The sequence below is a fragment of the Novosphingobium sp. genome (genome assembly GCF_032093395.1).
Lineage (GTDB): Bacteria > Pseudomonadota > Alphaproteobacteria > Sphingomonadales > Sphingomonadaceae > Novosphingobium.
In genome coordinates this window covers 1-11,290 of the sequence record NZ_DAMDBA010000115.1, presented here as the reverse complement: position 1 = coordinate 11,290, position 11,290 = coordinate 1, and the positions used below count along the sequence as shown (strand labels likewise).

The 11,290-nt window shown below is 65.7% G+C and carries 12 protein-coding genes; 6 read left to right on the top strand and 6 right to left on the bottom strand.

Translation table 11 applies throughout. The features are described from left to right. Positions 1 to 1,013, top strand: a 1,013-nt coding sequence (locus RT424_RS22750; RefSeq protein WP_313442887.1) for a glycosyltransferase family 87 protein, incomplete at its 5' end; no start/stop codon positions are given. 16 nt (positions 1,014 to 1,029) lie between these two features. On the opposite strand, the gene parE is transcribed toward RT424_RS22750, so the two are convergent. Beyond that, complete coding sequence (gene parE, locus RT424_RS22745; protein WP_313442885.1) at positions 1,030 to 3,027, bottom strand: DNA topoisomerase IV subunit B; 1,998 nt, start codon at positions 3,025 to 3,027, stop codon at positions 1,030 to 1,032. Positions 3,028 to 3,129: 102 nt separating this feature from the next. After that, positions 3,130 to 4,287 carry a penicillin-binding protein activator gene (locus RT424_RS22740; protein ID WP_313442883.1) on the bottom strand — a complete coding sequence of 386 codons (1,158 nt, stop codon included), beginning with the start codon at positions 4,285 to 4,287 and terminating at the stop codon, positions 3,130 to 3,132. Positions 4,288 to 4,328: 41 nt separating this feature from the next. Between RT424_RS22740 and rsmI the strand changes: the two genes are divergently transcribed. From rsmI to aqpZ, 5 genes are all read left to right on the top strand, one after another. After that, a complete protein-coding gene (gene rsmI, locus RT424_RS22735; protein WP_313442888.1) occupies positions 4,329 to 5,156 on the top strand; it encodes a 16S rRNA (cytidine(1402)-2'-O)-methyltransferase in 828 nt (275 codons plus the stop codon). A 10-nt stretch (positions 5,157 to 5,166) separates the two neighbouring features. Further along, positions 5,167 to 5,529, top strand: coding sequence for a YraN family protein (locus RT424_RS22730; RefSeq protein WP_313442881.1), 363 nt, complete (start codon positions 5,167 to 5,169; stop codon positions 5,527 to 5,529). Positions 5,530 to 5,622: 93 nt separating this feature from the next. Beyond that, complete coding sequence (gene gshB / locus RT424_RS22725; RefSeq protein ID WP_313442879.1) at positions 5,623 to 6,609, top strand: glutathione synthase; 987 nt, start codon at positions 5,623 to 5,625, stop codon at positions 6,607 to 6,609. A 24-nt stretch (positions 6,610 to 6,633) separates the two neighbouring features. Continuing rightward, entirely contained in the window at positions 6,634 to 7,251 is a 618-nt protein-coding gene (locus tag RT424_RS22720) for a DedA family protein (protein ID WP_313442877.1), read from the top strand. 94 nt (positions 7,252 to 7,345) lie between these two features. Then, positions 7,346 to 8,044, top strand: coding sequence for an aquaporin Z (gene aqpZ, locus RT424_RS22715; protein ID WP_313442875.1), 699 nt, complete (start codon positions 7,346 to 7,348; stop codon positions 8,042 to 8,044). A gap of 21 nt (positions 8,045 to 8,065) precedes the next feature. Here aqpZ and RT424_RS22710 read toward each other — a convergent pair whose 3' ends face one another. The 4 genes from RT424_RS22710 to rph all read right to left on the bottom strand — a co-directional run. After that, positions 8,066 to 8,962 carry a tyrosine recombinase XerC gene (locus RT424_RS22710; RefSeq protein WP_313442873.1) on the bottom strand — a complete coding sequence of 299 codons (897 nt, stop codon included), beginning with the start codon at positions 8,960 to 8,962 and terminating at the stop codon, positions 8,066 to 8,068. Between the two features lie 5 nt (positions 8,963 to 8,967). Next, positions 8,968 to 10,119 carry a radical SAM family heme chaperone HemW gene (gene hemW, locus RT424_RS22705; RefSeq protein WP_313442870.1) on the bottom strand — a complete coding sequence of 384 codons (1,152 nt, stop codon included), beginning with the start codon at positions 10,117 to 10,119 and terminating at the stop codon, positions 8,968 to 8,970. Between the two features lie 9 nt (positions 10,120 to 10,128). Then, entirely contained in the window at positions 10,129 to 10,761 is a 633-nt protein-coding gene (gene rdgB, locus RT424_RS22700) for an RdgB/HAM1 family non-canonical purine NTP pyrophosphatase (RefSeq protein ID WP_313442868.1), read from the bottom strand. After that, positions 10,758 to 11,290: ribonuclease PH (rph, locus tag RT424_RS22695; RefSeq protein ID WP_313442866.1), on the bottom strand; the 533-nt coding region annotated here is incomplete at its 5' end. The genes rdgB and rph, both read right to left, overlap by 4 nt.

Below are 11,290 nucleotides of genomic sequence, written 5' to 3'. Positions count from 1 at the left end.
TGGTCGATCACGCCAATCCCTATGACGGTGCCGCGCATATCCTGGCGCAGCGAACTTATTATTCGGCGGAAGGCGCTTATACCGCCTTCTATTATCCGCCCTCGTTCCTGTTGTTCTGCTGGCCGCTCGGCGGGCTGGCGTATTTTCCCGCGCTTGGACTTTGGTTGCTGGCGACGGGGGCGCTCTATCTTGCTGCCCTGCGTCGCTGGTGGACCGATACCGGAACCCGTGTGCCGCTCTGGCTGCTGTTCGCTGCCTTTCCGGCCGTCCCCATCGTCGTCACGCATGGTCAGACGGCCTTTCTGGTGGCGGGCCTGCTTGGGTTTGGAGCATGCCTCATTTCGGCCAGGCCGTGGCTGGCAGGGATGCTGTTCGGGCTGGCAACGATCAAGCCCCAGTTCGGCCTGCTGCTGCCGCTAGTTCTGCTCGCGACTGGAGAATGGCGGGTGATCGCCGCAGCCGGCGTGACGGCGCTCCTGCTAGCGCTGCTGTCTGCCGGGCTGTTCGGGGGGCATGCGTGGATCGATTGGCTGGGCGCCAGCGAACGGGCACAGGCGGCCATGGCCCACGGCCAGATAGGTTACGGCAAGATGATGAGCCCATTTGCGGCATTGCGCCTGCTGGGGGCTTCCATGGCGGTAAGCTATGCGGTGCAGGCGGTGACGACTCTGGCGGTCGCCGTGCTGGTGCTCAAGGCTTCATGGCGTGGGAAATGGACACAGGGACTGGCGGCGCTTACCCTGGCTGGTGCGCCGCTCGCGACACCCTATGTGCTGGACTACGACATGGTTATCCTGAGCTTCCCTATGCTCTGGCTGGCAGGGCAGGGGCTGCACGGAAGTCGCCAGGGCGAAGGATGGCGAGACTGGGAACGTCTTGCCCTGTTCGTGGCATTTGCCGCACCGGCGCTGGCGCGGCCGCTGGCGCTCCAGATCGGCGTGCCGATCATGCCTCTGGCAATGGTGCTGCTGTTCTGGACCATCTGGCGCCGCATCGTGGCGGCGCCGAGCTGACCTGAGTTACCAAGCCCTACGCGTCGATCAGTTCCGGATCGATCTCGCCCGCGCGGTTTTGGATGAACTGGAAGCGATGTTCGGGATTGCGACCCATCAGGCGGTCGACCAGATCCTTCACCGCCGCGCGATCCTCGTACTCGGGGGGCAGGGTGATCCGGATCAGCGAGCGGCTTTCGGGCGCCATCGTGGTCTCGCGCAGCTGGCCGGGGTTCATTTCGCCGAGGCCCTTGAACCGGCCCACTTCGACCTTCTTGTTCTTGAACACCGTCGCTTCCAGTTCGGCACGATGGGCATCGTCGCGGGCGTAGGCCGAAGTCGAGCCCGCCGTCAGCCTGTAGAGAGGCGGCTGGGCGAGGTAGAGGTGGCCTCGCTTCACGATGTCCGGCATCTCCTGGAAGAAGAAGGTCATCAGCAGGGTGGCGATGTGCGCCCCGTCAACGTCCGCGTCGGTCATGATGATCACGCGATCGTAGCGCAGGTTGTCGGCGTTGCAGTCCTTGCGCGTCCCGCAGCCGAGCGCGAGGCCGAGGTCCGCGATCTCCGAGTTGCCGCGAATCTTGTCGGCCGTGGCCGAGGCGACGTTGAGGATCTTGCCGCGGATCGGCAGGATCGCCTGGGTCTTGCGGTTGCGGGCCTGCTTGGCTGAGCCACCTGCCGAATCGCCCTCGACGATGAAGAGTTCGGTTTCGCCCTCGCCTTCGCCCGAACAGTCGGTGAGCTTGCCGGGAAGGCGCAGCTTGCGCGCATTGGTGGCGGTCTTGCGCTTGACCTCGCGCTCCGCTTTCCTGCGAAGCCGTTCGTCCATCCGCTCCATCACCGAGCCGAGCAGCGCCTTGCCGCGTTCGAGATTGTCGGTGAGGAAATGGTCGAAGTGGTCGCGCACCGCCGCCTCCACAAGGCGTGCGGCCTCCGGACTGGTCAGTCGGTCCTTGGTCTGGCTTTGAAATTGCGGATCGCGGACGAAGACCGAGAGCATGATCTCGCTGCCGGTCACCATGTCGTCGGGCGTGATGTCCTTGGCCTTCTTGGCCTGCCCCACGAGGTCCGCGAAGGCACGGATGCCCTTGGTCAAGGCCGCGCGCAGGCCCTGTTCGTGGGTGCCGCCATCCGGCGTGGGGATCGTGTTGCAGTACCAGGAATAGGAGCCGTCCGAATAAAGCGGCCAGGCGATGGCCCATTCCACCCGGCCCTGTTCGGAACCGTCGTCCCCGCGCGGAAAATCCTGCGTGCCGGAGAAGAACTGCGCGGTCACGCATTCGCGGCTGCCGATCTGCTCGGCAAGGTGATCGGCAAGGCCGCCGGGGAACTGGAAGGTCGCTTCGGCCGGGACATTGTCGTCCGTCAGCGAGGGTGCGCACTTCCAGCGGATTTCCACCCCGGCGAAGAGATAGGCTTTGGAGCGGACCAGTTTGAACAGGCGCGCGGGCTTGAACTGCTGGTCGCCGAAAATCTCGGTATCGGGCGTGAAGGAAACGGCGGTGCCGCGCCGGTTGGGCGCCGCGCCGACCTTCTGCAAGGGCCCCAGCGTCGCCCCGCGCGAGAATTCCTGCGCAAAGAGTTCCTTGTTACGCGCCACTTCGACGCGGGTATGGCTGGACAACGCGTTGACCACCGAGATGCCCACGCCGTGAAGACCACCGGAAGTGGCATAGGCCTTGCCCGAAAACTTGCCGCCCGAGTGCAGCGTGGAGAGGATCACTTCCAGCGCCGACTTGCCGGGGAACTTGGGATGCTCGTCCACCGGAATGCCGCGACCGTTATCGGTGATGGTCAGGCGGTTGCCCTCATCGAGCGTGACCTCAATGCGGTTGGCGTGACCGGCCACGGCCTCGTCCATCGCATTGTCGAGCACTTCGGCCGCGAGGTGGTGCAGGGCACGTTCGTCGGTGCCGCCGATATACATGCCGGGTCGGCGGCGGACGGGCTCGAGCCCCTCCAGAACCTCGATCGCGGAACCGTCGTAGGATTCCCCGGCCGAGGACGGGAGCTTGTCGAAGAGGTCGTCGGACATGGGGGGACTATAGGGTGCCTAAACCCGCGATCAAGCACGGGTTTGGGCTTATCCGCAAAGAGATGTTCGCTTTCTGATCCCTCTGCGGTCCGAAAGGCGCCGTTACTTGGTGAAACCGCTGGGGGCCGCGCTGATCACCTTGACCGCGCCGCCTTCCACCGCGCGCACTTCCAGGGCGCGTTCGATCAGGCCGGTCTTGCCGAAGCGGAACGGTCCGTCGACGCCGAGGAAACCGCCGGGATCGAGCATCTCGGCAGCCGGGAAGGCCTTGCCGGGAACCCAGTCCCGCGCGACGCGCAGGGTCAGGAGCACCGAATCATAGCCCAGGGTGGCGATCCGGAACGGCGCCGCGCCGAAGCGGGCGCGATAGCTCTTGGAAAACTGCGCGAAGCGGACATCGGACACGGTTGAGAACCATGCTCCGTTCAGAGCGGGGCTGGTAGCCAGTTCACGCTCGCCGCCCCAGAGTTCGGTTCCGAGCAGCCGCACGCCCGCGCCGCCGCCCGCCGCGCGGTAGGAAACCGCGGCCTTGGCCGAAAGGCTGCCGCTGTCGGCAATGAGCAGGGCACCGTATCCGCTCTTGGCCTTGATCCGGTTCGCGGCGGCGCTGATCGAGGCGGCCGAACGGTCGTAATTCTCCATGGCGACCACCGTGCCGCCGGCCCCGCGCACCGAGGCGAGCAGCGAGGTGCTGACACGCTCGCCGTAATCGCCCTTGGGGACCAGCGCGGCGAAGGTGGTCACGCCCTTGCCACGCGCGTAGGCGACGGTACGGGCGATCGACTGGCCGGGGAGGTTCCCGATGATGAAGACGTCCTTGCTCGCGGCCTTCTCGTCGTTGGAGAAGGAGATCAGCGGCACGTGCGCGGGCTTCGCGATCGCCGCCACCGCGGCGATGTCGTCCGAGAGCAGCGGCCCGAGAATCAGCTTGTTGCCGTCGGCCAGGGCGCGGCGTGCGGCTTCGCCCGGATTGGTGCCGGTATCGTAAGTGGTGATGCGCAGGTTCTTCGCGCCGGTATCGAGCAGCGCCATGTTGGCGGCATTGGCCAGCGACTGGCCAACGCCGGCGTTCGGTCCGGTTGTGGGCACCAGCAGGGCCACGCGATGATGCTGGGTATCGGCGGGAATATCGCCTTCCGGCTGCGTGGGCGCCGGTGCAGGCGCCGGAGCAGGTGCCTTGGGAACCACGGCGCAGCCCGCCAGGGCCGCCATCGCTGCCGCCGCGAGAAGATTGCGTCGGTTGAGGCGATTATAGAACATTGCTTGCCGCTCCCCTAGTACCTGGGCCATGAGTTCCCGTGATGGAACACACTCTCTCTTCAGGCCTCTACATAGTGGCCACCCCGATTGGCAACCTCGGGGACATTACCTTTCGCGCCGTGGAGATACTCAAGGGCGTTAGCGCGGTAGCCTGCGAGGATACGCGCGTTACCGGAAAGCTGCTGCATCACCTGGGCATCAAGCAGAAGATGATCCGCTACGACGATCATGCCGGGGAGGGCGATCGCGAGCGCCTGCTGGCACTGATGGAGAGCGAACCCGTCGCCCTCGTCAGCGATGCGGGGACGCCGCTGATATCCGATCCCGGTTACCGGCTCGTGAAAATCGCGCGCGAGCGGGGTATTCCGGTCACCAGCCTGCCGGGCGCCAACGCGGCTGTGATGGCGATGACGCTCTCCGGGCTGCCCAACGACCGCTTCCTGTTTGCCGGGTTCCTGCCGAATAAGGCCAAGGCCCGCGAGACGGTGCTGGCCGACCTTGCGAAAGTCCCCGCAACCCTGATCTTCTACGAGACGGCACCGCGTCTGGAGGATTCGCTGGAGGCGATAGGATCGGTGCTGGCAGGGCGCGAAGTGTCGGTGGCGCGCGAACTGACCAAGAAGTTCGAGGAATGCCGCACCGGCACACCGGAAAATCTCATCGCCCATTACACCGCGCATCCGCCCAAGGGTGAGATCGTCCTCATGGTTGGGCCGCCGGGCGAGGAGCCGATCGGCGAGATCGACGTCGACGCCCTGCTACGCGCCGAGCTTGCACAGGCGAAACCCTCGCAGGCAGCGTCGAGCGTGGCGAAGGCGACCGGGCTGGATCGCAAGGCTCTCTATGCCCGGGCAATGGAGCTGAAATGAGCGAATGGCGATGAGCCAGCGCCGCGCGGAGGCCGAGCGCAAGGGGCGGCGCGGCGAAACCATGGCTGCGTGGTACTTGCGGCTGACGGGCTGGAGCATCCGTGCCACGCGCGTGAAAACCCCACGCGGCGAAATCGATATCGTGGCGCGGCGCGGCCGTACCCTGTGTTTCGTCGAAGTGAAGTGGCGGGCGCGCCAGGCCGATCTCGACCAGGCGATAGATCGATATCGCCTGCGCCGCGTGGCCGCCGCTGCCGAGGCTGTCGCCCACCTTCACCAGAGGCCCGGCGACGACCTGAGGGTCGACGTACTCTTGCTGACGCCGGGTTGCTGGCCCCGCCGCATCGTCAATGCCTGGCAGCCGGGAGCATGACGCGCAAAACCATTCGCGCCTGCCGCCGATTTTGATTAAGCCGCTTTCCCGTAAGATACCGCTTGGTACATATCCGCGAGGACCAGACTTTTCATGACCTTACGCATCGCCGTTCAGATGGACCCGCTGGAATCGATCAGGATCGCGGGTGATTCCTCGTTCGCGCTCATGCTCTCGGCACAGGCGCGCGGGCACGAACTGTTTCATTACGACGTGCGCACGCTCGCCTATGACGCGTCTTCGGGCGCTGCGGGGCGACTGACCTGCTGGGGCGCGCCGGTGACGGTGCAGCGGGTGGAAGGCGCGCATTTCACGCGGGGAGAATACCGCCTGATCGACCTGGTAGCCGACATCGACGTCGTGCTGATGCGCCAGGATCCGCCTTTCGATCTCGGCTACATCACCGCCACGCACCTGCTGGAACGACTGGCCGGGCAGACGCTGGTGGTCAACGATCCCGTCTCGGTCCGCAATGCGCCCGAGAAGGTCTTCGTGCTCGACTACGCGCGGTTCATGCCGCCGACCTTCATCGCTCGGCGCATCGAGGACGTGCGCCTGTTCCAGCAGCGCAATGTGGAGGCAGGCTTCGGGGGCGACCTCGTGATCAAGCCGCTCCATGGCAATGGCGGCAAGGCGGTATTCCGCGTCCCCACCGATGGCAGCAACCTTGGCGCGCTGATCGAGATGTTCGAGAACGCCTGGGTGGAACCGTTCATGGTCCAGCCGTTCCTTCCCGATGTGGCCGAGGGAGACAAGCGCATCGTGCTCGTCGACGGCGAATTCGCAGGCGCCATCAACCGCAAGCCGGGTGCGGGTGAGTTCCGCTCCAACCTGGCAGTGGGTGGTTCGGCCGAGGCCGCCGGGCTCACTTCGGCGGAAGAGGAAATCTGCGCGGCGCTTGCCCCGGAACTGAAGGCCCGCGGCCTTGTTTTCGTGGGCATCGACGTGATTGGCGGAAAATGGCTGACCGAAATCAACGTGACTTCACCCACGGGCATCGTCGCCATCGACCTGTTCAATGGTACCGACACCGGTGCGAAGATCTGGGACGCGATCGAGGCACGCCACGCAGCGATGTAAGCATACCTGCGGAGCTGACTGGCCATGAATGAGTGGGTCTTCTCGCTCATCGAGGGAGGGGGATACTGGGGTATCCTCTTCCTCATGATGCTTGAGAACATCGTGCCGCCTATCCCGTCCGAGCTCATCATGGGCGTTGCCGGCATTGCCACGGCGAAGGGGCGCATGGATTTCGTGCCCGTCCTGGCGGCGGGAACGGCGGGATCGACACTTGGCAACTACGTGCTCTTCCTCGCGGCCGATCGCCTCGGTTACGAGCGCTTGAAGCCTTTCGTGAACCGCTGGGGACGCTGGCTGACGATGGACTGGCACGAAGTGGAGCGGGCTGGATCGTATCTGCGCAAGCATGGCCATTGGGTGGTGTTCGTGGTGCGGTTCATGCCGATGTTCCGATCGATCATCTCGATCCCCGCCGGGCTCGCGCATATGCGTCACGGGACGTTCCTGCTCTATACCGCTGCGGGCGCGGCGATCTGGAACACGCTGCTCATCCTGGCGGGGCGGTGGCTGGGCCAGCGCTTCGTCGAAGCGGAAACCTGGATCAGCTGGGCCACGCTTGTCTTCGCCGTGGCGGCGGCAGCCTGGTACTTCTGGCGGGTGTTAACCTGGCGACCTTCCGCAAATGGCGGAAAAGACCAGTAAGGGTAATATTGATCAGATTCGTACAAGAGCTAAGGTATCGCCCTTAGAAACAATCCCGTAGTATTCGCTGCGCAACCATTTGGGAGCGGGGTTTATGTCCAAGCGATTGGCAGCGGAATTCTTCGGTACTTTCTGGCTCGTGTTCGGAGGCTGCGGTTCAGCGGTCCTTGCAGCGGCCTTTCCCGATCTCGGCATCGGCTTTGCCGGCGTGGCACTGGCTTTCGGCCTTACAGTCGTGACGATGGCCTATGCGGTAGGCGGCATTTCGGGTGGGCACTTCAATCCCGCCGTTTCCCTAGGTCTGGCGGTGGGAGGCCGGCTCGACTGGAAAGACCTCATTCCCTACTGGATCGCGCAAGTACTTGGCGCCATCGTTGCGGCAGCGGCACTTTACGCCATCGCTTCGGGCAAGGCGGACTGGACCGCCGGAGGTTTCGCCACCAATGGCTACGGCGAACTCTCTCCAGGCGGCTACGCGCTCTCTTCCGCCCTGCTGATCGAGACGATCCTGACGGCGGGCTTTCTCATCGTCATTCTCGGGTCCACGTCGAAGATCGCGCCGGTCGGGTTCGGCCCGCTCGCGATCGGCCTGGCGCTCACCCTCATCCACCTGATCTCCATTCCGGTCACCAATACCTCGGTGCACCCCGCGCGTTCGACGGGCGTCGCGCTTTTCGCAGAGACGGCCGCGATCGGACAGCTATGGGTGTTCTGGGTGGCGCCGCTGATCGGTGCCGCGATCGGCGCACTGATCTGGCGTGGCCTGCTGGCACCCGACGAAGGCGCTCTCTGACTGGACCGCTAACGATTCGGCCTAGCCCTGCTCGCGTGGATGGGCATTGCGGTAGACGTCGAGCAGCGTAGCCGCATCCACCTTGGTGTAGATCTGCGTGGAGCCAAGGCTGGCATGGCCGAGAAGTTCCTGGAGGCTGCGCAAGTCCGCTCCGGCACCCAGCAGATGGGTGGCGAAGCTGTGGCGCAAGGCATGGGGCGTGGCGCTGGCCGGCAGTCCCAGCAGGACGCGCGCGCGGGCGACGGCCTTCTGCACCATGCCCTGTGATAGCGGCCCACCCTTGGCGCCCCGGAATATCGGCATGTCGGGCATCATTGGCCAAGGGCATTTGGCGATATAGTCCGCCACGCCCTCGCGTACGATCGGCAGGATCGGGGCCATGCGCTGTTTGCCGCCCTTGCCGGTCACCATGAGCGTCTCGCCCAGCGGCAGAGCCGCTCCGGTGACTGCAAGCGCCTCGGCGATGCGCAGACCTGCACCGTAGAGCAACAGCAGCACGGCGCGGTCGCGCGCGCCGATCCATGGCTCGCGGGCCTCTTCTTCCACCATCGCGGCAAGATTGACGGCTTCGTCCGGCGTGACCGGGCGAGGCAGGCCCTTCTTGACGCGCGGCCCGCGCAGGCGCGGTGCGGCGGCATGAGCCACGCCCGCCTGCTCGCGGGCGAAGGCAAGAAAGCTCTTGAGCGCGGAAAGCTCGCGCGCGGCGGAGGTATTCCCGATGCCGTCATCGCGGCGCTCGGCCAGGTGAAGTCGCAATTCCGCGGCTTCCAACCCGGCAAGTGCCGCCCAGTCGGCGGGCCTGGCGCAATCGATGAGGCGCGCGGCGGTAGCCACATAGGCCCGTACCGTGTGCGGGCTGCGCCGCCTGCCGTTCTTGAGGTGGTTGCCCCAGGCTTCGAGCAGGTCGGCCTTGGTCATGGACCTCAGGGCTCCACCAGATCGAGGGGCACGATCTCGCCCAGCAGCCCGTCGAGCAGCGGCATGCCCTGCTCGGTGACATGCAGCCTTGCCCCCTGGCGCCGAACGAGGCCCTGCTTCTCGTAGAAAGCGGCCTTGGCGGGATCGCAAAGCTCCACGGCGTCCAGACCGAAGCGGGCCGACATGGCATCGAGATCCACGCCTTCGCGCAGGCGCAGCCCCATGAGCATGGCCTCGCTCGCCTGTTCCCGGCGACCGAGATCGCGATGCTCGTTGATGCCGTGTGCGTGGAGGTCGATGGCTTCGAGCCAGTTTTCGGGCTTGCGGTGGCGGGTGGTGGCAACGCCACCGCGCCGTCCATGAGCGCCGGGCCCGATGCCGCAATAGTCCTGATAGCGCCAGTAGGTGAGGTTGTGGCGGCTCTCTTCTCCCGGGCGGGCGTGATTGCTGATCTCATAGGCCGGAAGGCCCGCGCCGGCCGTCATCTCGCGCGTAAGGGCGAACATGTCGGCACAGGCGTCTTCGTCCAGCGGCTCGAATTCGTGCTGGCGCACCATGGTCGCGAATTTCGTGCCCGGCTCGATGGTGAGCTGGTAGAGCGAGAGGTGTCCGGTGCCGTAGGACAGGGCATGGGCCAGTTCCGCCTGCCACTGGTCCAGCGTCTGACCCGGACGCGCGTAGATCAAGTCGAAACTGACGCGGGAGAAGCGTTTCTGCGCGACTTCAAGCGCCTTCAGCCCCTCTTGTGCGTCGTGCAGCCGGCCCAGAAAGCGAAGGGTCTGGTTGTCGAGCGCCTGGAGCCCCAGCGAAACGCGGTTGACGCCCGCCGCAGCCAGCGCCTCGTAGTTGCCCGCCTCGACCGAGGAGGGATTGCCTTCCAGCGTGATCTCGATCCCGTCAGAGAAGCCCCAGAGCTTCTCCGCCTCGTCCAGCAGGCGCGCCACGAGGGCAGGGGGCATCAGCGAAGGCGTGCCGCCGCCGAAGAAGATCGAATCGAGCTTCTCCCCACCCGCGACCTCGTGCTCATGGCGCATGTCCGCCAGCAGGCCGGCCTGCCAGCGGTCATGCTCCACGCGCTCGCGGACATGGCTGTTGAAGTCGCAATAGGGGCACTTTGCGAGGCAGAACGGCCAGTGGATATAGAGCGCGCGCGCCATCGTGTCAGATTAGCTCGGGAACTGCTCCGCGACCAGCTTGGCGAAAGCATCGGCGCGGTGGCTGATCTCGTGCTTCTTTTCGGGCGCGATCTCAGCGAAAGTCTGGTCGAGCCCGTCCGGCACGAAGCAGGGATCGTAGCCGAAGCCCAGCTTGCCGCGCGGCGGCCAGGTGAAGGCTCCGTTGGAGCGACCTTCGTAGACCACTTCCTCGCCATCGGGCCAGGCGATCGCCAGGACGCAGGAGAACCAGCACGAGCGGTCCACGTCCGATCCCTGTTCGCAGAGCAGGCCTTCGACCTTCCCCATGGCCATGAACCAGTCGCGACCGGATTCACCCTCGAACCACTGCCTCTCGGCCCAGTCCGCAGTGTAGACGCCGGGCCTTCCGCCCAGCGCCGTCACCGAGATGCCGCTGTCGTCGGCCAGCGCGGGAAGCTGCGCGGCCTTGGCGGCGGCATGGGCCTTGAGCAGCGCGTTCTCGACGAAAGTGGTGCCGGTCTCTTCGGGCTCGGGCAGGCCGAGGTCTCCGGCGGAGACGCAGTCGATGCCGAAGGGCGCAAGCAGCGCGGAAATTTCCCGCAGCTTGCCCGCATTGTGCGTGGCAATGACGAGGCGTTCTCCGCCCAGGCGGCGATTGCTCACCGGCCGACGGCCTTGGCTTGGGCGGCGAAGATACGGTCGCAACCGATGCGGGCAAGGCGGAGCAGGCGCAGCAGGCCTTCCTCGTCGTAGGTCGCGCCTTCGGCAGTTGCCTGGGCTTCGGCGATCTTGCCGCCTTCGATCAGCACGAAGTTGGCGTCGGCATCGGCGGCGCTGTCCTCGATATAGTCGAGATCGAGCACCGGCGTGCCCTGGCAGATGCCGCAGGAGATCGCGGCGACGCGGCCGGTGATCGGGTCTTCCTTGATCTTGCCTTCGGCCATCAGCTTGTCGACGGCGAGGCGCAGCGCCACCCAGGCGCCCGAGATCGAGGCGGTGCGGGTGCCGCCGTCTGCCTGGAGCACGTCGCAGTCGAGCACGATCTGGCGCTCGCCCAGCTTCTTCATGTCGACCACGGCGCGAAGCGAGCGGCCGATCAGGCGCTGGATTTCCTGCGTACGGCCCGACTGCTTGCCCTTGGCGGCTTCACGGCTGCCGCGCGTGTGGGTGGCGCGAGGGAGCATCGAGTATT